At 74.1% G+C, this 22384-nt stretch carries 9 protein-coding genes; 2 read left to right on the top strand and 7 right to left on the bottom strand.

The window, feature by feature from the left end; all coding sequences use genetic code 11:
• The 6 genes from KF708C_RS26115 to KF708C_RS26140 form a co-directional block, all read right to left on the bottom strand.
• Nucleotides 1-1571: condensation domain-containing protein (locus tag KF708C_RS26115; protein WP_231586583.1), on the bottom strand; the 1571-nt coding region annotated here is incomplete at its 3' end.
• Nucleotides 1572-9470, bottom strand: a complete 7899-nt coding sequence (locus tag KF708C_RS26120) for a non-ribosomal peptide synthetase (RefSeq protein ID WP_059413917.1) — start codon at nucleotides 9468-9470, stop codon at nucleotides 1572-1574. It abuts the gene before it with no gap.
• A 48-nt stretch (nucleotides 9471-9518) separates the two neighbouring features.
• Complete coding sequence (locus KF708C_RS26125; RefSeq protein ID WP_059413921.1) at nucleotides 9519-12818, bottom strand: non-ribosomal peptide synthetase; 3300 nt, start codon at nucleotides 12816-12818, stop codon at nucleotides 9519-9521.
• A gap of 4 nt (nucleotides 12819-12822) precedes the next feature.
• On the bottom strand, nucleotides 12823-17460 hold the full coding sequence (locus KF708C_RS26130; RefSeq protein ID WP_059413923.1) for a condensation domain-containing protein: 4638 nt from the start codon (nucleotides 17458-17460) through the stop codon (nucleotides 12823-12825).
• A 59-nt stretch (nucleotides 17461-17519) separates the two neighbouring features.
• Nucleotides 17520-18293, bottom strand: coding sequence for a thioesterase II family protein (locus KF708C_RS26135; RefSeq protein ID WP_020206419.1), 774 nt, complete (start codon nucleotides 18291-18293; stop codon nucleotides 17520-17522).
• Between the two features lie 2 nt (nucleotides 18294-18295).
• Nucleotides 18296-18529 (bottom strand): MbtH family protein, encoded by a 234-nt coding sequence (locus tag KF708C_RS26140; RefSeq protein WP_020206418.1) that lies wholly within the window; start codon nucleotides 18527-18529, stop codon nucleotides 18296-18298.
• 283 nt (nucleotides 18530-18812) lie between these two features.
• Between KF708C_RS26140 and KF708C_RS26145 the strand changes: the two genes are divergently transcribed.
• Both KF708C_RS26145 and KF708C_RS26150 read left to right on the top strand, forming a co-directional pair.
• Nucleotides 18813-20288 carry an MDR family MFS transporter gene (locus KF708C_RS26145; protein ID WP_059413925.1) on the top strand — a complete coding sequence of 492 codons (1476 nt, stop codon included), beginning with the start codon at nucleotides 18813-18815 and terminating at the stop codon, nucleotides 20286-20288.
• Nucleotides 20289-20451: 163 nt separating this feature from the next.
• Nucleotides 20452-21873, top strand: coding sequence for an MFS transporter (locus KF708C_RS26150; protein ID WP_020206416.1), 1422 nt, complete (start codon nucleotides 20452-20454; stop codon nucleotides 21871-21873).
• A 9-nt stretch (nucleotides 21874-21882) separates the two neighbouring features.
• On the opposite strand, the gene KF708C_RS26155 is transcribed toward KF708C_RS26150, so the two are convergent.
• A complete protein-coding gene (locus KF708C_RS26155) occupies nucleotides 21883-22344 on the bottom strand; it encodes a GNAT family N-acetyltransferase (RefSeq protein WP_059413927.1) in 462 nt (153 codons plus the stop codon).
• Nucleotides 22345-22384 lie beyond the last annotated feature (40 nt).

Genomic DNA, 22384 nt, shown 5'->3' on the forward strand with positions numbered 1-22384 from the left:
TGCTGGTGCACGGCAAGGCCATCGGCGGGCGGCGCTTCGCCCTGGCCCAGCGCTAGCAGCGCCGAGCGCTCGCCGGCATCGAGCAGCGCTACCGCGTCCAGCGCCACTTCGGGCGCCTCCGCCAGTTGCCGCAGCAGCCGCAGGTAGTGCGCGCCGAGCCGCGCCACGGTGGCGGCGTCGAACAGTTCGGCGGCGTAGTGGAAGCAGGCGCTGATGTGCCCGTCCGTGCTTTCGCGCGTGTCCAGCGTCAGTTCCAGCGCGGTGCTGCGCTCGCCGATGGGCGCGGTCTCCAGCACCAGCCCGGGCAGTTCGGCCAGCGCGGCGCGGTCGCTGCGGCGGTGGTTGTGCACCACCTGGAACAGCGGGTTGTAGCTCATGCTGCGCTCGGGCTGCAGCGCGTCCACCAGTTGCTCGAACGGCAGGTCCTGGTGCGCCTGCGCGCCGAGCACGGCGGCGCGCGCCTGTTCCAGCGCGGCGGCCAGCGGCTGGCGGCCGTCCAGGCGGCCGCGCACGATCTGGGTGTTGACGAACAGGCCGACCACGCCTTCGGTCTCGATGCGGTTGCGGTTGGCCACCGGCACGCCCACGCACAGGTCGCGGCTGCCGGCATGGCGGTAGAGCAGGGCCTGGAAGCCGGCCAGCAGCACCATGAACAGCGTGGCGCCGTGCGCGCGCCCGCGCTCGCGCAGCGCCTGTGCCAGCGCGTCGGGGATTTCGATGTCGAGGCGGTGAGCCTGGTAGACGGCGGCGGCCGGGCGCGGGCGGTCGGTGGGCAGCGCCAGCACGGCGGGCGCGTCGGCCAGTTGCGCGCGCCAGTAGGCCAGTTGCCGCTCTTGCTCGCCGGCTTCCAGCCAGTTGCGCTGCCACGCGGCATAGTCGGCGTAGCCGACCGGCAGTGCCGGCAGGCTGGCGGCATCGCCCAGCAGATGCGCGCGGTAGCAGGCCGCCAGCTCGTCGATCAGCAACTGCATCGACCAGCCGTCCGAGACGATGTGGTGCATCACCAGCAGCAGCCGGTGCTCCTCTTCGCCCAGCCGCAGCAGGCGCACGCGCAGCAGCGGCGCGCTGCCGAGGTCGAAGGGCTGGCCGGCCAGCTCGGCGGCGATGGCGTCGGCGCGCGCGGCGCGGGCCTGCGGCGTGGCTTCGGCCGCGCTGCCCTGGTACAGGTCCAGCAGCGGCATGGCCAGCGCGGCGGCGGGCAGCACGCGCTGGCGCACTTCGCCGGCGGCGTCGGCCACGAAGGCGGTGCGCAACGCGGCGTGGCGCTGCGCCAGCGTGGCGAAGGCCGCGCCCAGCGCCGCCACGTCGAGGCGGCCGCGCAGGCTGACGCCGCTGCTGATGTGGTAAGCCGCGCTGGCCGGCTCGAACTGGTGCAGGAACCACTGGCGCTGCTGGGCGTAGGACAGCGGCGCGCCGGCGGCATCGTCACCGCCTTGCGGCAGCGCAGGAATCGGCAGTTGCGAGAAGGCGATGCCCTGCTCGGCCATCTTGTCGAGGAACGCGCGGCGCTGCGCCGGCGCCAGCGTGGCAAAGCGCGCGGCCAGGCGGGCCGCGGTGTTGGCTTCGATCATTCAGACTGCCTCCAGGGTATTGGCGAACGCTTCCAGTTCCAGCAGCGCGCTTTCGTCGGCGTGGCGGGTCTGGCCGTCCAGCGCGGCGGCCAGCTCGGCCAGCGTGGCGGCGCCGAACAGCAGGTGCAGCGGCGCGTCGATGCGCAGTTCGCCTTGGATTCGGGATAGAAGCTGCACGGCCAGCAGGGAGTGGCCGCCCAGCATGAAGAAGTTGTCGTGGCGGCCCACTTGCGGCAGGTCCAGCAGCTCGCGCCAGATCGCCGCGAGCCGCGTTTCCAGCTCACCCTGCGGCGCCTGCGCGGCCGCATCGGTGGCGGCCCTCGTGCTGGCCGGCGGCAGCGCGCGCCGGTCCAGCTTGCCGTTGGCGGTGAGCGGCAGCGCGTCCAGCATCACGATGGCGGCCGGCACCATGTGCGCGGGCAGCGTGGCGGCCAGCGCCTGCCGCAGCGCGGCGGGCGCCGGCGCGTGGCCAGCAGCGGCGACGGCATAGGCGACCAGTTGTGGTCCGCCGCCATTGCCGATGGCTTGCGCCACCACCACGGCCTGCCGCACGCCCGGCAGCGCGCGCAGCCGCGCGGCGATCTCGCCCGGCTCCACGCGGAAGCCGCGGATCTTGACCTGGTCGTCGATGCGGCCCAGGTAGGCCAGCACGCCGTCGGCGCCGCGCCGCACGCGGTCGCCGCTGCGGTACAGGCGCGCGCCGCCGTCCGAGAACGGATCGGGCACGAAGCGCCCGGCGGTCAGCGCGGCGCGGCCCAGGTAGCCGCGCGCGAGACCCGGGCCGCCCAGGTAGAGCTCGCCGGCCACGCCGTCGGGCAGCGGCTGCAGCGCGCCGTCCAGCACGTAGGCCGTGGCGTTGCCCAGCGGCGTGCCGAGCGGCAGGCCCGGCGCCTGCGCGCCCGCCGGCGGCGCGCTGCCGGCCACGTGCAGCAGCACGCCCACGGTGCTCTCGGTCGGGCCATAGTGATTGACCAGCCGGCATTGCGGGCGCGCCGCGTGCAGGCGCGCGCGCAGCGCGGCGCCGGTGGCCTCGCCGCCCAGCAGCAGCGTGTGGGCCGGCAGCACGTCGGCCGCGCTGGCGCCCGCGGCGCCGGCGCCGTCCAGCAGCGCTTGCAGATGGCTGGGCACGATCTTCAGCACGTCGATGCGGTGGCCGGCCATGTAGCGCGCGAAGGCCGCGGCGTCGAACACGCAGCGGCGCGGCGGCAGGTGCAGCGCGGCGCCGCTGGCGAGCGCGCCGAACAGCACGGTGTGGCCGAGGTCGGCCGCCGGCGTCGACACCATCGCCATGCGCAGGCCGGGCGGCAGCGCGAGTGGCGCCAGCACGCCGTGCAGGTAGTTGCCGAGCGCGCTGTGGGAAATGCCCACGCCCTTGGGCTGGCCGGTGGAACCCGAGGTGTAGATCACGTAGGCGAGGTGGTCGGGCAGGAGCGCCGGCGCGGGGTCGTGGTCTGCGCCATCGGTTGCCTGCGCAGGCTGCGTCAGGTCGATCACCTCGACCGCGCGCGGCGGCGTCGGCAGCAGGTCGGCGCGCTGCGCCAGCAGCAGGGCCACGCCGCTGTCGCCGATCATGTAGGCGAGGCGCTCGGCCGGATAGTCGGGATCGAACGGCACGTAGGCGCCGCCGGCCTTGAGGATGGCGAGCAGGGCGACGACCATCTCGACGGAACGCTCGGCCAGCACGCCGACCGGCACGTCGGGCCCCACGCCCCGCGCGATCAGGCGATGGGCGAGGTGGTTGGCGCGGCGGTTCAGTTCGGCGTAGGTGAGCGTCTGTCCGTCAGCCTCCAGCGCGATGGCGTCCGGCTGCCGGCCAGCGTGCGCCTCGAACAGGCGATGCGCCGGCGCGAACGCCGGGTAGGCCTGCGGATTGCGGCCCAATGCCAGCAGGCGGGCCTGCTGGTCTTGCGGCACCGGCGCCACTTGTCCCAGCGGGCGGGCGCCGTCCTCGCTCATCCGCGTCATCAGCGCGAACAGGCTTTGCGCCAGCATGCGCGCACGCGGCTCGCCGAGCCTTGCGCGGTCGAAGCGGCAGGTCAGGCGCAGCGTGTCGGTGTGGGCGAGGACCAGCGTCAGCGGGTAGTTGGTCTCGGCGCGGTTGCGCACGTCGGAGAATGCCAGCCCGCCCGGCGCGCGGCGCAGCGCGGCGTCCACCGGATAGTTCTCGAAGACGAGGATGGCGTCGAACAAGGCTTGCCCGCCTTGTCCGGCCCAGCGCTGGATTTCGTAGAGCGGGGTGTGTTCGTGCTCGCGCGTGGCGAGGTTGAGGGCCTGGACCTCGCGCAGCCAGTCGCCGACGGCTTGCTCGGGGCGCGGCGTGGCAATCACCGGCAGCGTGTTGATGAACAGGCCCAGCATCTGCTGCGAGCCGGGCAGGTCTGCGGGTCTGCCGGCGACGGTGGCGCCGAAGGCCACGCAGTCCTGGCCGGTATAGCGCTGCAGCAGCAACAGCCACGCGGCCTGTACGAGGGTGTTGAGCGTGACCTTCTGCGCGCGGGCGAACGCCGCCAGCGCGGCGGTGCGGTCGGCATCGAGCATGTGATGTTGCTCGGCATGGCCTTCGCCATGTTCAGGCGCGGGCAGCGCGGCCATCAGTCGGGTCGGCGTATCGAGCGCGGCCAGTTGCGCGGACCAGAACGCGCGGCCGGCGTCCGCATCGCGGCCTTGCAGCCAGCCGATGTAGTCGGCGAAGCGGCCGCCCGTGGCGGGCAGGGCTTCGCCGGCGTAGTGGCGCAGGACTTCACCGAGCAACCGGGACGTGCTCCAGCCATCGAGCAGCAGATGGTGGACGGTCCAGAGCAGATGATGGCGACTGGCGCCGGTGCGGATCAGCGCGACGCGCATCAGCGGCGGGCGTTCGAGGTCGAAGCCTTGCGCCAGTTGATCGGCGGCAAGCTGGTCGAGATCACGCTGGCATTGCGTTGCATCGCGGTCCGACCAGTCCTCCATGACGACCGGCAGCGTGACATTACGCGCGACCCACTGCAACGGCTGCTCGCCGCGGTGGAGGAAGCCGCAACGCAGGCTGTCATGGCGCGCGAGCGCGGCATGCCACGCGGCGGCGAAGCGCGTGGCATCGAGGCCGTCGATGTCGACGCGCAACTGGTTGGTGTAGGCGCTGCCGGCTGGGGCATAGACGCTGTGGAACAGCATGCCGGCCTGCATGGGCGAGAGCGGATAGAGATCCTGCACCTGCGCCGGATCGAGGCCAAGACCATCAAGCTGCGCCTGCGACAGCCGCGCGAGCGGGAAATCGGACGGCGTGAAGCCGGCGGCCTCGTTCGACGCGCAATGCGCGATGACGGCAAGCAGTTCGGCGCGGTAGTCCTCGGCAAGCCGCTGCACGGTGGCGTGCTTGTGCCGCGCGCGGCTGAAGGCAAAGGACAGACGCAGCTCGCCGCCATGCACCTGCCCGCTGACCGACAGCGGATGCGACAGTGGCGCGCTGGCATCCTGGCTGGCGCCGGTGTTGCCGAAAGCGGGTTGCCACGGCGCGCCTTCGGCGAGGCTGGCGTCGAACTGGCCGAGGTAGTTGAACACGACCTCGGGCTTTGGGATCGCCGCGATGGCGGCTTGCTGTTCGGCGGTGCCGAAGCGGCGCAGCAGGCCGAAGCCGATGCCCTCGCCGGGCACGGCGCGCAGTTGTTCCTTGACGGCCCTGATCGCGTCCGGCAGTGCGCCGGTGCCGTCGAGCGCAACGGGGAACAGCGTGGTGAACCAGCCCACGGTGCGGCTGAGGTCGAGCGCATCGTCGACGCCGGCCACGCGGCCGTGGCTTTCGAGGTCGATCAGCGTTCGCGCGTTGCCGCTCCAGCGCGCCAGCACGCGCGCGAGCGCGGTCAGCAGCAGGTCGTTGATGCGGGTGCGGTAGGCGGCGGGCGCGTGCTGGAGCAGCGCCTGGGTGGCGTCGGCGGGCAGTATCAGCGTGAGGCTGTCGCGTTCGGCGACGGTGAGCGAGCCGCTCGGGTCGTCGCAAGGCAATTCGGCGGCTGTGCCGGACAGGGCCAGCCAATGCGGCAGCTCATCCGCGCGCGATGCCGTATTCCGGCGCAGCGCCTCCGACCAGCGCTGGCAGGACGCCGTGCGCGCGGGCAGCGCGGCCGGCTGGCCGGAGCGGCGCTGCCGGTAGGCGGCCAGCAGGTCTTCGATCAGGATGCGCCAGGACACGCCATCGACCACAAGATGGTGAATCACCAACAGCAGTTGCCATTGGCCCGCCGCGCCTTGCAGCACGACGGCGCGCAGCAGCGGTCCGTGCGCGAGATCGAGGCTGCGCTGCGCCGCTTCGCAATGGGCAATGCGTTCGGTCTCGTTCGGGAACTCGCGTACCCACAGCAAGTCCGGCGCGGTTTCCGCGTCCGCATAGGTCTGGACCCAGGCACCATCCGCCGGCGAGAACCGCAGCCGCAGCGCATCGTGGTGCGCGACCAGATCGCCCAACGCCAGCGACAGCGCCGCCGTATCGGGTGCCTCGCGGCAATCGAGCAGCACGGATTGGTTCCAGTGCCGGCGGCGTTCCATCGGCATGGCGAAGAAATCCGCCTGGATCGGCAGCAGCGGCACGGCGCCGGTTGGCACGGCTTCTTCGGCCGCGCCATCGCGCGGCAGCGGCTGCGCGACGGTGGCGAGCTCGGCCAGCGTCTGCCGCTCGAACAACTGGCGCGGCGTCAGCAGCCAGCCGGCGGCGCGGGCACGCGCGACGATCTGCAGGCTGAGGATGGAGTCGCCGCCCAGCTCGAAGAAATTGTCGGCGCGGCCCACGCGCGGCAGGCCGAGCACCTCGGCCCAGATGGCGGCAAGCGCGGCTTCCGCCTCGCCCGCGGGCGCGACGAATGCCTGCGTGCCGCCGAACTCGGGCGCGGGCAGCGCATGGCGGTTGAGCTTGCCGTTGGGCGTGAGCGGCAGCGCGGCGAGCACGACGAAGGCGGCGGGGACCATGTAGTCGGGTAGTTGCTCGGACAGCGCCGCGCGCAACGACGCTACGTCGATGGCCGCGTTCTCCGCCGGCACCACGTAGGCAGCGAGTCGGGCACCGTTCGGGCCGTCGACGGCGATCACGGCGGCATTGGCCACGCCATCCTGCGCCAGCAAACGCGCCTCGATCTCGCCCGGCTCGATGCGGAAGCCGCGGATCTTGAGTTGCTGGTCGATGCGGCCGAGGTATTCGAGTTGCCCGTCGGGCAGCCAGCGCGCGAGGTCGCCGCTGCGGTAGAGGCGCGCGCCGCCGTTGGAGAACGGATCGGGCACGAAGCGCTCCGCAGTGAGGCCGGGCCGGTTCAGATAGCCGCGCGCGAGGCCGTCGCCGCCCACGTACAGTTCGCCCGCCACGCCCGGCGGCACCGGGTTGAGGCTGGCGTCGAGCACGCGCACGCCCAGGTCGGGGATGCACTCGCCGATGGGGCTGCGCGCGCCGTGGCGCGGGTCGAGATCGGCCAGCGCGATGGGGCGGAAGGTCACGTGCACCGTGGTTTCGGTGATGCCGTACATATTGACGAGGCGCGGCGCGGCGTCGCCGAAGCGCTCCAGCCAGGGCCGCAGCGTCTGCGGCTCGAGTGCCTCGCCGCCGAAGATCACGTGGCGCAGCGCCAGCGGCTGCGCGCAGGCCTCGGGCTGGGCCAGCAGCGCGCGGAACGCGGACGGGGTCTGGTTGAGCACGGTGACGCGCTCGCGCCGCAGCAGCGCGAGGAAGTCCTGCGGCGCGCGGCTGACCAGGAACGGCACGATCACCAACTGGCCGCCGTGGCACAGCGCGCCGAAGATTTCCCATACGGAAAAATCGAAGGCGTAGGAGTGGAACAGGGTCCAGACATCGTCTTGGCCGAAGCCGAACCAGTCCTGCGTGGCGGCCAGCAGGCGCGACAGGTTGCCGTGCTGCAATTGCGCGCCCTTGGGGCGGCCGGTGGAGCCGGAGGTGTAGATCACGTAGGCGAGGTGGTCGGGCCGCACCGGCACGTCCGGCGCGTGTTCGGGCCAGTCCGCGCGCTCCGCTTCGGCGGCGTCGAGCAGCACCACCGGCAGGCCGGCGCGCCGCGGCAGCAGGTCTTGCAGCGCGGGCTGGGCGAGCAGCGCGGCGATGCCGCTGTCGTCGAACAGGTAGGCCAGCCGCTCGGCCGGATAGGCGGGGTCGAACGGCACGTAGGCGCCGCCGGCCTTGAGGATGGCCAGCAGGCCGACGATCATCTCGGGCGAGCGCTCGGCGGCGATGCCCACGCGCACTTCCGGGCCCACGCCGAGCGCGATCAGGCGGTGCGCGAGGCGGTTGGCGCGGCGTTCCAGCTCGCCGTAGCTGATGGTGGCGTCGCCGTGGCGCAGCGCCACCGCGTCGGGGTGGGCCTCGGCCTGACGCTGGATCAGGCGGTGCGCGGGCGCGAGGCCGGCAAAGCGGCGCCGCGGCTGGCCGGCGGCGTGCTGCATGGCGAGCGCGGCGCGGTCGTCGGCATGGCCGTCCGCGTCCAGCAGCGGCGTGGCGGTCAGCGGCAGTTCGGGATGGCGCAGCATGCCGTCGAGCTGCGCGACGTAGTGACGGGCCAGGCGCTGCGCGCTGGCGGCGTCGAACAGCGCGCTGTCGTATTCGAGGCTGATGTGGATGGCGTCGGCGTGTGTCCCGGCGTATGTCCCGGCGTGCGTTTCGACGTCGAGGATCAGGTCGAACTTGGCGCCGGTCTCGCGGGCCTCGATGGCCTCGGTGCGCAGGCCCGGCAGCGCGAATGCCTGCGCGCCGGCGCCGGCGCGCAGGTTGAACATGACCTGGAACAGCGGGCTGCGGCCGGCGTCGCGCGGCACCTGCATGCTGTCGAGCAGCACCTCGAACGGCAGTTCGGCGTTGGCCAGCGCGCCCAGCGCGTCGGCGCGCACGCGCTCGCACAGCGCGCCGGCGCTGACGCCGGGCCCGGTGCGCGAGCGGTAGACGTGGGTGTTGGCGAAGAAGCCGACCACGTCGTCCAGCCCCGGCTCGCCACGTCCCGCGTGCGGCACGCCGATGGCGAAATCGTGCTGGCCGGCATGGCGCGCGAGCAGCGCCTGCCAGGCGGCCAGCATCACCACGAACGGCGTGCAGCGCCGGGCCACGCAGAACGCGCGCACGGCGCCGGCCAGCGCGGGCGGCAGCGCCATGTCGACGCGGCGCGCGAGGTGCTGCGCGGCCGGCGCGCCGTGCGGCCGGTCGACCGGCAGTTGCAGCGCGGGGACGTGGCTGCCCAGGCTGGCCTGCCACCACACGCGCTGCGCGTCGAGCGCGCCGCTGTCGAGCTGTTCGCGCTGGCGGCGCGCGTGGGCGGCGAAGGTGGCGGCGGGCGGCGGCAGTTGCACGTCCGCGCCGGACGCCGCCTGCGCATAGGCGGTGGCGAGGTCGCGCGCGATCACGGCGTTGGAGACCGCGTCGGAGACGATGTGGTGCAGCGACAGCAGCAGCACGTGCTCGTCGTCGGCGCGGGCCAGCAGCGTGGCGCGCAGCAGCGGCGCGCGGGACAGGTCGAAGGCGCGCGCGGCCTCGGCGTCGATGCGCGCGCGCAGCGCGGCTTCGCCGGCGGCGAGCGGCTCGTGGCCCAGCGCGAACGGCGGCGCGCTCTCCACCACCTGCCGCGGCGGCTGGCCCGGCGCGCCGTCGGCGGCGAAGCGGGTGCGCAGCGCGGGATGGCGGTCGACCACGGCGCGCAGCGCGGCGGCCAGCGCGGCGCGGTCGAGTCGGCCATGCAGGCGGAACGCGCGGGTCTGGTTGTAGGCGGTGCTGCCGGGCTCGTATTGCAGCAGGAACCAGAGCCGCTGCTGGGAGAAAGACATGGGCGACGGCAAGGCGCCGCCATCGCCGCTGTCATTACCGGCGGCGGCCTGTTCGGCCTCGTCTTCCAGCAGCAGCGCCAGCAGCGCGGCGTCCTGCTGGCGGGTCGGGGATTGCGTCATGGGGCTGTCCTGTACGGTGAGCTTGGGCGGTGCGGGGTCCGGGCGGGATCAGCCGGCGGTGGCGGCGGGCGCGCCGACCGAGGCGCGCAGGGCCGCGCGCGCCTCGGGCGACATCGCGGCCAGCGTGCGCTGCAGGCCGGCCAGCGTTTCCAGCTGCGCGGGGTCGGCGCTGGCGGCGCGCAGCGCGGTGGCCAGCGCGGCGGCGCTGGGCGCGTCGAACACCGCGCCGGGCGCGATCTCCAGCTTGAGCAGCTTGCGGATGCGCGCCACCAGCTTGATGACCAGCAGCGAATGGCCGCCGGCCTCGAACAGGTCGTCGGTCACGCGCAGCGCGGGGGCGTCGAGCAGCTCGCGCATCTGTTCGAGCAGCAGCGCTTCGAGCGCGTCGGCCGGCTCGCGGGCGATGGCGCCGGTGGGCGCATCGTCCCCGGGCAGCGCGCGCGTGGCCAGCGCGCGCCGGTCGACCTTGCCGTTGGGCAGGCGCGGCAGCTCGGCCACCGCGATCCAGTGCGCGGGCACCATCGGTTCGGGCAGGCGCGCGGCCAGCGCCGCGCGCAGCGCGGCGCGGCGGGCGCCGCCGAGCGGGACGGCGCTGTCGTCGTCGGGCACCAGCCAGGCGGCCAGGCGCGTTTCGCCGGTGGCGCCGTCCGGCCCGGCCATCGGCACCACCGCGGCCTGGCGCACGCCGGGCAGCGCCAGCAGCGCGTGCTCGATCTCGCCGCACTCGATGCGGAAGCCCCGCACCTTGAGCTGGCTGTCGGCGCGGCCCGCCAGTTCCAGGCCGCCGCGCGGCAGGTAGCGCGCGAGGTCGCCGCTGCGGTAGAGGCGCTCGCCCGCGCGGCGCGGATGCGGCACGAAGGCGTCGCTGTCGCGGCCCAGGTAGCCGCGGCAAAGCTGGGCGCCGCCGAGGTAGAGCTCGCCGGTCTCGCCGGCCGCGGCCAGTTCGCCGGCGGCGTTGAGCACGTGCGCCTCGCAGTTGGCCAGCACGGTGGTGAGCGGCAGGCCGGCGCCGGGGTCGTTGGCGGCGTCTTCGGCATCGGCGGCATCGGCGGCATCGTCGGCATGCACGAGGATGCCGACCGTGGTCTCGGTCGGGCCGTAGTGGTTGCACAGGCGCGCGGCGGGCGCGCGGCGGCGCAGGCGGGCCAGCAGCGCGGGCGACGCGCTTTCGCCGCCCAGCACGATGGCGGCGCCGGCGGGCAGCGGCGCGCCGGCGCCGTTGCCATCGTTGTCGTGCTCACTGTTGTCTTCGCTGTCGCCGAGCAACGCGTCGAGGTGCGACGGCACCATCTTCAGGCAGTCCGGGCGCTCGCGCGCGAGGAAGCGGGCGAAGGCGGCGGCGTCCTGCGTGTCGGCGTCGTCGGCCACGCACAGACAGGCGCCGTGCCACAGCGCGCCGAACAGCGTGGTGTTGCCCAGGTCGGCGGCCACGGTGGAGGTCAGCGCGAAGCGCTCGCAGCGGTCCAGGCCCAGCGCGTGGCCGGCGGCGGCGGCGTAGTTGAGCAACTGGCCGTGCTCGATCACCACGCCCTTGGGCGTGCCGGTGGAGCCGGAGGTGTAGAGCACGTAGGCGGGCTGGCCGGCGGCGATGTCCGGCTCGCCGGCATCGGCTGGCGCCGTGGCGCTGTCCGCCAGCAGCGCGGCCACGTCGACGTGCGGCGGCAGGTCGGCGGCGCCATCGGTGTCATCGGCGCCGCCGGGCAGGTGGCGCGCCCCGGCCAGCACCAGCGTGGCGCCGGCATCGGCCAGGATCCGCGCGCGGCGCGGCGCCGGCCACGACGGGTCCAGCGGCAGGTAGGCGCCGCCCGCGCGCAGCACGGCCAGCAGCGCCAGCACCAGTTCGCCGCCGCGCGGCAGCAGCAGGCCGACCGGCGCGCCGCGGCGCAGGCCGAGGGCGGGCAGGCGCGCGGCCAGCGCGTCCACGCGCTGGTTCAGCGCGCGGTAGTCCAGCTGCAGGCCGGCGGCGCTCAATGCGTTCTGGTGCGGACGCTCGCGTCCCCATTGCGCCAGCCGCTGCGGCAGCATCCGCGTGCCCGCGTCGAGCGGCGCGGCGTGCATGGCGGCGGCGCGCGCGGCGTCGGCGGCGGTGGCCAGCGGCAGCGCGCCGATGGCGGTGCCGGGCCGCGCGCGCAGCGTGTCCAGCAGCGTGCGGTACTGGTCCAGCAGGCAGCTCATGGCATCGGCGCGGTAGCGCGCGCCGTCGTAGTGGAGGGCGAACTGGCGCGGCGCGCCATGTTCGTCCTCGCGGATTTCCAGCGCCAGCTCGAAGCCGGGCAGCGCTTGCGGCGGCTGCGCCTGCCAGTGCGGGCCGCCGCGCGCCGGCATGGCCGGCGGCAGCGTGGCGAGGGCGAAGCCGATGCGGCCGGGCGCGCCGGCGGCGGCGTCGGCCGGGCAGTGCTCGCGCCAGTCCAGGTGGCTGCCGGCCTGCGCGGCAAGCTGCGCGAGCCAGTGCGCGAACGGCGCGTCCGGGTCGGGGCGCACCGCCAGTGGCAGCACCGCTTCGTAGCGGCCCACCGCGCCGGCCAGCGCGTCGAAGTCGCGGCGGCAGTCGTGCAGCCAGCCGGCGGCGAACGCATCGGCCGGGTCCAGGCGCCACAGCAGCAGCCACCAGGCGGCTTGCAGCGCGAGCGGCAGCGGCTGGCCGAGCGCCTGCGCCCAGGCTTGCAGCGCGGCGGCCTCATCGCTGCCGATCCGCGCGTTCAGCTCGGCCGGCGCCGGCGCCGCGTCCGGCGCGGCGCGGCGCCACGGCAGGCGCGGCGCGTCCAGCGCGGCGAGCGCGCCGGCGATGCCGTGCCAGTAGTCGTGGCCGGCCTGCGCGTTGTCCTGGGCCAGGCCGGCGGTCCATTCGAGGTAGTCGGCGTAGGCGAGCGGGGCCTCCTGCGGGTCCTCGGCGGCGTTGGCGTCTTCGCCGGCATAGGCCCGCGCCAGTTCGCGGTACAGGGTGACGAGGCTGGCGCCGTCGGCGGCGAGCGGGCTGGCGGCCAGCAGCAGCTGGTGGTGGTCGGGGCCGAGCGGCAGCAGCGTGGCGCGCAGCGCGGGCAGCGGAGCGGTGGGATTGGCGGGAGCGGCGATGGCATCGGCCGCATCGGCTGCCTCGGCCCATCGCGGCGGCACGCCCTCGAAGCGCTGGCGCAGGCCGCGCAGCCCCTCGGCGTGGCCGAAGGCGAGGCCCAGGCTGGGGTGGCGCGCGGCCACGCGCAGCAGCGCGTCGCGCAGGCGCGGCACGTCCAGCGGGCCGCGCAGCGTGGCGGCGAGCGTGACCGGCGCGGTGGCGCGCGCTTCGAGCGCGCGCTGTTCGCGGCCCAGCGGCTGGGCCGCGGCGGAGAAGTCGTGGACGATGGCGTTCATCGCTTCAGCCCTCCGTGCCGGCGGTGGTGGCGGCAGCGGCCGCATCGGCGGCGGCGCTGCCGGCGAGCGGGCGCAGCGCGTGGCGCTCGAACATCTCGCCCATCGCCACCACGATCTTGCGCGGGCCCTGGAAGGGGTCGCGGGCGTGCGCGGCGAGCATGTTGTCGAGCATCACCACGTCGCCCTGGCGCCAGTCGAAGCGCACCGCGCAGGCTTCGTAGAGCTCGCCGAGCAGCGCCATCACGTCGTCGCCGATGGGGCTGCCGTCGCCGAACGTGACCTGGCGCGGCATGCGCTCGGCGCCGACGATCTCCAGCAGGTCGCGCCGCACCTCGGGGTCCAGGCAGGCGGTGTGGTGCAACTGGACCTGGTTGAAGAAGCTGCGCTCGCCGGTCACGGGATGGGCGATCACCGCCGGGCACAGCTCGCGGGTCTGCAGGGTGTCGGCGTCGAGCCAGCGGAAGTCGGTGCCGGAGGCGCGCAGGCGCGCTTCGACCTCGGCGCGCTCGGCGGTCTTGAAGAAGTCGCGCCAGCTCACGTCGAGCTTGTCGTTGAAGGTGCGCACGTAGCGCAGCTGCCGGCGCTCGAACTGCTCGGCCAGCGCGCGCGGCAGGCGGCGGTACATCTCGCGGCAGTCGACGATGGGCGTGGCGCCGCCCACCGGCGCCGGCAGCTCGCAGAAGAACCACTGCTTGCGCGGCCAGCGCGACAGGTGGGCGCTTTCGTTGTGGTAGAGGATCATCTCGCGCTCGGGGTAGGGCGTGGAGCGGTAGGTGTTGCGTCCGCCTTCCTTCTTGGGCAGGTCGCCGTAGGCGCCGTACAGGCCGGGCTCGATGGCCTCGGCGAAGGCTTCGAACTCCTGCGGCGTGCGCAGGCCGAAGCCGCGCAGCAGGATGCCGCCGTGGCGGCACAGCGTGGACTCGATGTAGTCGCGCTGCGCGCGCGCCCAGCCCACCGCGTCGATGTCGCTGGTGCCGGGCTCGATCACGATGGGGAAGGTCTTGCCGGGGGCGAGGAAGGAGGTCGCCACCAGCGGGCGCGCGGTGGTGGCCACCGCGGGTGAGGCGGATGAGACGGACGGGGCCGCCGGCGCGCGGCGGGTCAGTTGCTTGAGCTTGTCGAGCTTGCTGCTAGGACTTGGGCTGGGCGTCATGGCGGTATGGATGATGTCGTTGGCTTCGATGGAGCGGGTGGCGTGGCCGGCCGCGCCGGGCAGGGCGAAGGCGGGCAGTGGCCGGTCGGGATCGGCCACGGCCTGCGCCAGCACGGCGGCATAGGCTTCGGCCAGCGCCGCGGCGGCGGCGGGCGAGAACAGCGCGGTGGCGTAGACCCACTCGGCGCGCAGGCCGCCGGCGTGGGGCTCGAGAAAGACCGCGAGGTCGAACTTGGCGGCGTGCGCCGGCGCGGGCAGGCGGCTGGCGCTCACGCCGTCCATCGCCAGCGTGCCGGCGGGCGTGTTGTGCAGCACGAACAGCACCTGCACCAGCGGGTGCCAGCCGCGCTCGCGCCGCGCGGCGCCCTGGCCGGCGGCCTCGACGATGCGCTCGAACGGCAGCGCCTGGTGGTCGAACGCTGCCAGCGCGCGCGCGCGCACCTGCGCCAGCAGGTCGGTGAAGCGCAGGTCCGCGGCGCAGCGCGCGCGCAGCGGCAGCACGTTGACGAAGAAGCCGATCAGGCCTTCGAGCTCGCGGCGCGGGCGGCCGGCCACGTCGATGCCGACCAGTTGTTCCTCGGCGCCGCCCGCGCGGTGCAGCAGCAGGTGGAAGGCGGCCAGCAGCACCATGTAGCGGGTGGCGCCGTGGGCGTGGGCGAGCGCGTCGGCCTGCGCCAGCAGCGCGGCGGGCAGGGTGGCGTGGCAGGCGGCGCCGGCCGTGGATGCCACCGGCGGGCGCGGGTAGGTGGTTGGCAGCGTGGGCGCCCGCGGCGCGCCTTGCAGGGCGCCGCGCCAGTAGTCGGCGTCGGCGCGCAGCCGCGCCTGCCGCGCGGGCGCCTGCTGGTGGACCGCGTAGTCGGCGTACTGGATCGGCAGCGGCGGCAGCGCGGCGGCGGCGCCGGCCCGCGCGGCGTTGTAGCCGGCGGCGAATTCGTCGAGCAGCACGCCGACCGACCAGCCGTCGCCGGCGATATGGTGCAGCGTCAGCAGCAGCGCGTGGTCGTCGGCGGCCAGGCGCACGAGGCGCGCGCGCAGCGGCGGCGCGTGGGCGAGGTCGAACGGCTCGCGCGCCTGCGCCTCGGCCAGCTCGCGCAGGGCAAGTTCGCGCTGCGCCGGGCCGAGCGTGGCGAGGTCGCTGAGCGGCACCTCGAGCGCCAGCGTGGCGGCGATGCACGCATAAGGCTCGCCGTGGGCGTCGGCGCGATAGGCGGTGCGCAGGATCTCGTGGCGCGCCACCAGCGCGTTCAGGCTGGCGCGCACCGCGTCGGCGTCGAGCGCGCCCGTCAGGCGCAGGCCGCCAGCCATGTTGTAGGTCCAGCGCGCCGCGGCGCCGCCGATGCGGTCGACCAGCCACAGGCGGTGCTGGGCCGGCGCCAGCGGCATGTTGGGGTGGCGCGGGGCGGGGGCGATGGCGTCGTGGAGGTCGGCCTTGTTTTCGCCGGCCTTGTTGTCCGCGCTGCCGTCGATGCGGTCGATGCGGTCGAGCGCCCCGGCGCAGGCGGCCAGCGTGGGATGGTCGAACAGCAGGCGCAGCGGCACCGCCGCGCCATGCCGCTCGCGCAGCCGCGCCACCAGCCGGGCGGCGGCCAGCGAGTTGCCGCCGCTGGCGAAGAAATGCGCGTGGCGGCCGGCGGGGGCGTGGCCGAGCAGTTCCTGCCACAGCGCGGCCAGCGCCAGCTCGGTGGAGCCGCGCGGGGGCTCGGCCCGGGCTTGGTCGCCCGCATCGGCCGGCGCGCCGCCGCGCGTGAACGCGCCGTGCGCCCACACCGCGCAGGCATCGAGGCTGTCGTCGAGCCAGCCCTGGCGGCAGGCGGCGCGCTGCAGCTTGCCGCTGGAGGTCTTGGGCAGGGCGCCGGGATTGAGCAGCAGCGCCACCGCCAGCGGCTCGCCGCAGGCATCGCCCACGGCTTCGGCCAGCGCCTGCACCAGCGCGCCGTGGCCGACGCGGCGCTGCTCGGGGCGCGAGATTTCCACGGCGAGGCCGATGCCCTCGCCGTGGCCCGCCGCCACCGCGAAGGCCGCCACGCGGCCCGGCCGGGCGCTGGCCACGCGGGTTTCCACGGCGCGCTCGATGTCCTGCGGGTAGAAGTTCTGGCCGCGCACGATGATGAGATCCTTGCGGCGGCCGGCGATATAGAGCTGGCCGTCGCGGCGCAGGCCGAGGTCGCCGGTGCGCAGCCAGGCCGCACCGTCATCGGTGCCGGCGAAGCTTTCCGCCGTGGCCCGCGGGTTGCGCCAGTAGCCGCGCGTCACGCTGGCGCCGCGCACCTGGATCTCGCCCACGGCGCCGTCGGGCAGGGCGCGGCCGCCGGCATCGGCGATGCGCACCGCGTGGCCGGCGCGCGCGAAGCCGCAGGCCACCAGTTCGGTGGCGGCCGGCGTGGCGTCCTGGCCGCCGGGCACGTCGTCGCTGGCCGGCATGCCTTGCCCGCGCGCCAGCGCCGCGGTGTCGAAGCGCGTGCTGGCCATGCCCTTGCCGCGCTCGCCGCCGGTGACGAACAGCGTGGCCTCGGCCAGGCCGTAGCAGGGGTAGAGCGCGCCGGCGCGGAAACCCGCCCCGGCGAAGCGCTGCGCGAACGCGCGCAGGGTGTCGGCGCGCACCGGCTCGGCGCCGGAGAAGGCCAGCGCCCAGCTCGACAGGTCCAGCCCTTCGAGCTGGGCGTCGCGCACGCGCTCCACGCACAGGCGGTAGGCGAAGTCGGGCCCGCCGGACACCGTGCCGCGATGGCGCGAGATGGCCTGCAGCCAGCGTGCCGGGCGCTCCAGGAACAGCCGCGGCGGCATCAGCACCACCGGCGTGCCGGTGTGGATCGGCTGCAGCAGGCCGCCGATCAGCCCCATGTCGTGGTACAGCGGCAGCCAGCTCACCATCACGTCGCCGGGCGCCACGGCCATGCCGGCCTGGATCGCGGCCTCGTTGGCCATGACGTTGCCGTGGCTGACCATCACGCCCTTGGGCGCGGCGGTGGAGCCGGACGTGTATTGCAGGAAGGCGAGCGTGTCGGGCGTGGCCGCGAACGGTTGCCAGCCGGCCGGCGGCGGCGCCAGCGGCGCGTCGGCCAGCACCACGCGCGCGCGCGGGGCGATGGCGGCCAGCGTGTCGCCGTGGGCTTCGGCCTGCGCGGTGGTGGTCAGCAGCACGCCGGCGGCGGCGTCGGCGGCGATGGCGCGCAGGCGGCTGACCTGGGCCACGCGCATGGCGCCGGGCTCGAACGCGGGCACGGCCACGAGGCCGGCGTAGAGGCAGGCGAAGAAACCGGCCACGTAGTCGATGCCGCTGTCCATCAGCAGCAGCACGCGCTCGCCGGGCGCGGCGTGCCCGCCCAGGCAGGCGGCCAGCGCGCGCGCGCGGGCGTCGAGCGCGGCGTAGCCGTGGCGCTGCTCGCCGGCGTCGTCGATAGTGATCAGCGCCGTGTCGCCGGCGCGCTGCGCGGCCAGGCGGCCGAGGTGGGCCACCAGCGTGGCCGGGACGTTCGGATCGGGCTGCATGCTTGGATCGGCTTTCCAGGAAAACGGTTGGCGTGGGAGGGTGGCGCCGCGCGCGGCGTTCAGGCGGGCACGGGGCGGGCTGCGGCGGCGGGCACGGCCAGCGGTTCGGCCAGCAGTTCGGTCACACGGGCCAGCACGGCGCCCTGATGCTGGTGGAGGAAGAAATGGCCGCCGGCAAACCAGTCCAGCGTGTGGCCGGCGCTGGTCTCCGGCGCCCAGGCCTGCAGCTCGGCGGCGCCGATGGCGTCGTCGCGCCCGGCCAGCACGTGCAGCGGCACCGGCAGCGGCGCCGTGTCGGTGTGGCGGAAGCTCTCGCAGACGCGGTAGTCGGCGTCGAGCACGTCGAGCGTGAGGCGCAGCAGCTCGGCGTCGGCGAACACCGCCTCGGGCGTGCCGCCGTGCTTGCGCAGCTCGGCCGTCAGCGCGGCGTCGCCGCGCAGCGCGGCCAGGCGCCGCGGATCGCGCCGGCTGGGCGCGGCGCAGCCGGACACCAGCAGGCGCCGCGGCAGCGCGTGGCCGCGCTCGCGCAGCAACTGGCAGACGCGGTAAGCCAGCAGGCCGCCCATGCTGTGGCCGAACAGGGCGTAATCGGGCGTTGTGCCCCCGCTTCTGTCGCTACTTGCGCCACGTCCCAGCCGCGCGCCGGCGGCGCCGGCGAGGTCGGCCGCCAGCGCCTCGAAATCGCGCAGCAGCGGCTCGGCCAGGCGCGCGCCGCGCCCGGGCGGCTCGAGCGGCACCAGTTCCACGCGGGCCGGCAGCAGCCGGCGCCAGCGCAGGTAGGCGGTGGCGCTGGCGCCGGCGTAGGGCAGGCAGAACAGCAGCAAGGCGGGCATGTTCAGGCGTCTGCCGCGGCTTGTTCCTTCGCTTGTTCCTCCATATGGCGGCGCAGGCTCAGCGGCCGCATGTCGGTCCAGGTGCGCTCGATATGGTCGAGGCACGCCTGGCGGTTGCCGCTGAAGCCGGCGGCGCGCCAGCCGCCCGGCACGGGCTTGTAGTCGGGCCAGATGGAGTACTGCTCTTCGTGGTTGACGAGGACCAGGAAGGTGGCGTCGTCGCGGTCGAAACTCATGGTGGCTCCCGTGTCTGTCGTGGCGGTCGTGTAATGCGCTATCGCGGCCACGCCGGCGTTTCGGGCGGCATGGCGCGCATCACTGAGTTGGACGAAGCAGGGGAGCGGAAATTTAGACGGGGACGCCGCGATGGGCAGAGAGAGCCGCCGGAGAGCGAAGCGGCGCCCAGCACGTTTGCCGGTTTGCCGCTAGCATGTAGCCCTGCGCGCCCCCCCGGCCGGCCCTGTCCCGTGCCGGCACGCGGCGCCGCCGCGTCGTACCGGCTTCCTTTTCCCCCTATCCATGTCCTCCCAAGCTCCAGTTACCAACCGCCCCCTGGTCATCGCGGCCGTGATGGCGTCGATGGCGATGGTCGCGCTCGAAGCGACCATCGTCTCCACGGCCATGCCGCAGATCGTCACGCAGCTCGGCGGGCTGCGCCTGTATAGCTGGGTGTTCTCGTCGTTCCTGCTGACCCAGACCGCCATGACCGTGGTGTTCGGCAAGCTGGCCGATCTCTACGGGCGCAAGCCGGTCATCCTGGCCGGCATCGCGGTGTTCCTGCTGGGCTCGGTGCTGGCGGGCTTCGCCTGGTCGATGCCGGCGATGATCGTGTTCCGGCTGCTGCAGGGCGCCGGCGCCGGCGCCATCCTGCCGGTCACGCTGACCATCGTCGGCGACCTCTATCCCGCGCACGAGCGCGGCAAGGTGCAGGGCTACCTGGCCAGTGTGTGGGCGGTCTCGGCGGTGCTCGGGCCGATGGCGGGCAGCCTCATCATCGGCAAGCTGTCGTGGGCGTGGATCTTCTGGATCAACCTGCCGATCGGCGTGCTGGCCGCGCTGGGCTTCGTCGCTTTCCTGCACGAGCAGCCGTTGCGCAAGCGCCCGGCCATCGACGCCGCCGGCGCCGCGTATTTCACCGTGGCGGTGGCGGCGCTGATGATGGTGCTGACCGATGCCGGCGCGGCGGGCGCGGGCCGGCTGGCCGTGGAGATCGCCGTGCTGGGCGCGAGCCTGCTGCTGTTCGTGCGGCAGGAGCGCCGCGCGGCCGATCCGATGATCTCGTTCCGCCTGTGGGGCCACCGCCCGGTGCTGGCCTGCAACGGCGCCACGCTGTTCTCCGGCATGGCGCTGATGGGGCTGACCACCTTCCTGCCGATGTACGTGCAGGTGGCGATGGACCGCACGCCGGTGGTGGCCGGCTTCGCGCTGACCATGATGATGGTGGGCTGGCCCGCCGGCGCCACCATTTCGTCGCGCACCTTCCACCGCATCGGCCTGCGCCGCCTGCTGATCGGCGGCAGCCTGTTCCTGCCGGCCGGCGCGCTGGTCTTCGCGCTGCTCACGCCCGGGAGCAGCCCGGCGCTGGCGGGCCTGGGCTCGCTGGTGATGGGCTTCGGCATGGGCATCCAGAGCGTGTGCTCGCTGGTGCTGATCCAGGAGATCGTGCCGCTGGCCGACCGCGGCAGCGCCACCGCCTCCAACCTGTTCGCGCGCAACCTGGGCAACACGCTGGGCGCGGCGCTGCTGGGCGCGGTGCAGAACTTCGGCATGCACCATGCCGCGGGCCTGGGCGTGGTCAGCACCGAGCAACTGCGCCAGGTGCTCGACGGCGCCGGGCGGCACCTGGCCGGCAGCGCGCCGGTGCGCGAGGCGCTGCATCATTCGCTGCACGTCACCTTCCTGGCGATGCTGGTGATCGCGCTCGGCGCCATCGCGGCGATGCTGTTGCTGCCGGGCATCGAGATCGCGCGCCGGCAGGAAGTGCCGGCGGAATAGCGCGGGGGGCGGGCGCTACCTGCCCCGGGGCGGGTAGCGCGCGGCCCCCCGGCGCCGGCGCACCGTGCAAGCATCGGGCATCGGTGCGATAATCGCGGTCTTTTCCGCGATTCTCCCGGGCGGCAGCCGATCGTTTCGCCCTCCGCCTGCCCGTGCGCCACTCATGCTACCTGCCCTGAAGGCTTTCATCGTGCCCGTGATCGTCGCGTGCGCGATGTTCATGGAAAGCCTGGACGCCAACGTGATCGTGACCGCGCTGCCCGAGATGGCGCGCGCCTTCGGCCACGATCCGGTCACGCTCAAGATCGCCGTCACCAGCTACGTGCTCGGGCTCGGGGTGTTCATTCCGGTGTGCGGCTGGCTGGCCGACCGCTACGGCGCGCGCTCGGTGTTCCGCGCGGCGATCGGCATCTTCGTCGCCGGCTCGATCCTGTGCGCGGTGTCCACGTCGCTGCTCGCGTTCACGGTGGCGCGCTTCATCCAGGGCGTGGGCGGGGCGATGATGGTGCCGGTGGGCCGCATCATCATTTTCCGCGTGGTGGAGCGCTCGGAATACATCCGCGCCATGAACTACCTGAGCGTGCCCGCCATGCTCGGGCCGGCGGCGGGGCCGCTGCTCGGCGGCTTCATCACCACCTATCTCCACTGGCGCCTGATTTTCCTCATCAACATCCCGGTCGGCATCCTCGGCATCTATCTGGCCAACCGCTACATCAAGAACACGCACGAGCCGCATCCGGGCCCGCTGGACTGGACCGGCTTCGTGCTCTCGGCGGGCGGCGCGTCGCTGTTCCTGCTCGGCCTGTCGCTGGTCGACGGCGGCCTGGCATCTGCCCGGGTGGCGCTGGCGATGGCGCTGGCCGGCGTGGCGATGCTGGCGGTCTACGCCTGGTACGCGTACCGCGTGCCGCGGCCGCTGCTGGACCTGCGCTTCTTCCGCGTGCCGACCTTCCAGGCCAGCGTGCTGGGCGGCTCGCTGTTCCGCATCGGGCTGGGCGCGGTGCCGTTCCTGCTGCCGCTGGTGCTGCAGGAAGGGCTGGGCATGAGCGCGTTCCGCTCGGGGCTGATCACCTGCGCCTCGGCGTTCGGCGGCATGTTCATGCGCACGCTCGCGTCCAAGGTGCTGGGGCGCTTCGGTTTCCGCAACACGCTGATGTACAACGCGGCGCTGTCGGGCCTCGCCATCGCGGCGTGCGGCGCGTTCTTTCCGGGCACGCCGACGTGGGCGATCTGGCTGGTGGTGCTGCTGGGCGGCTTCTTCCCCGCGCTGCAGTTCACCAGCCTCAATTCGATGACCTATGCCGAGATCAAGAGCGCCGACGTGGGCCGCGCCACCAGCCTGGGCAGCGTGGTGCAGCAGATCTCGCTCGGCCTGGGCGTGACGATCAGCGGCATCGTGCTGGAGATCACGCGCACGGTGAACGGCCATGCGGCGCTGCAGTGGTCGGATTTCTGGCCGGCCTTCATCGTGGTGGGGCTGTGCTCGTTCGCGTCGATTCCCGTCACGCGGCGGCTTGCCCATGACGCCGGCGCCGACATTTCCGGCCGCGCGCGCGTCAATGCGCGGGCGGCGGGAAAGGCGTAGCGGCGCGCCTCAGAACTGCCGGCGGTACACCACGAAGCCCGATTTCTCGGCCACCGCGTCGTACAGGCGCATGGCGGTCTGGTTGGTTTCGTGGGTCTGCCAGTAGACCCGCTTCGCACCGTCCTCTTGCGCGCGCCGGTAGACCGCCTCGATCAGCGCGCGGCCCACGCCGGCGCCGCGCGCGGCCTCGGCCGTGAACAGGTCCTGCAGGTAGCAGCTCGGGCCGATCTGGATGGTGCTGCGGTGGTAGAGGAAATGCACCAGGCCCAGCAGCCGGCCGCCGCGCTCGGCCACCAGCGCGTGCACGGGCTCGTAGGCATCGAAGAAGCGCGACCACGTCATGCGCGTGATGTCCTCCGGCAGCGCGGTCGGCCCGTGGCGGCCATAGAAGGCGTTGTAGCCATCCCATAGCGCTTTCCAGGCCGGGTAGTCGGCCTGGCTGGCGGGGCGGATCAGGAGCGGGTCGGTCACGGCGTCATCCTCGCGGCGGGGCAAAGTCCGCAGTATGGCA

This window comes from Cupriavidus basilensis (assembly GCF_000876015.1).
Lineage (GTDB): Bacteria > Pseudomonadota > Gammaproteobacteria > Burkholderiales > Burkholderiaceae > Cupriavidus > Cupriavidus basilensis_B.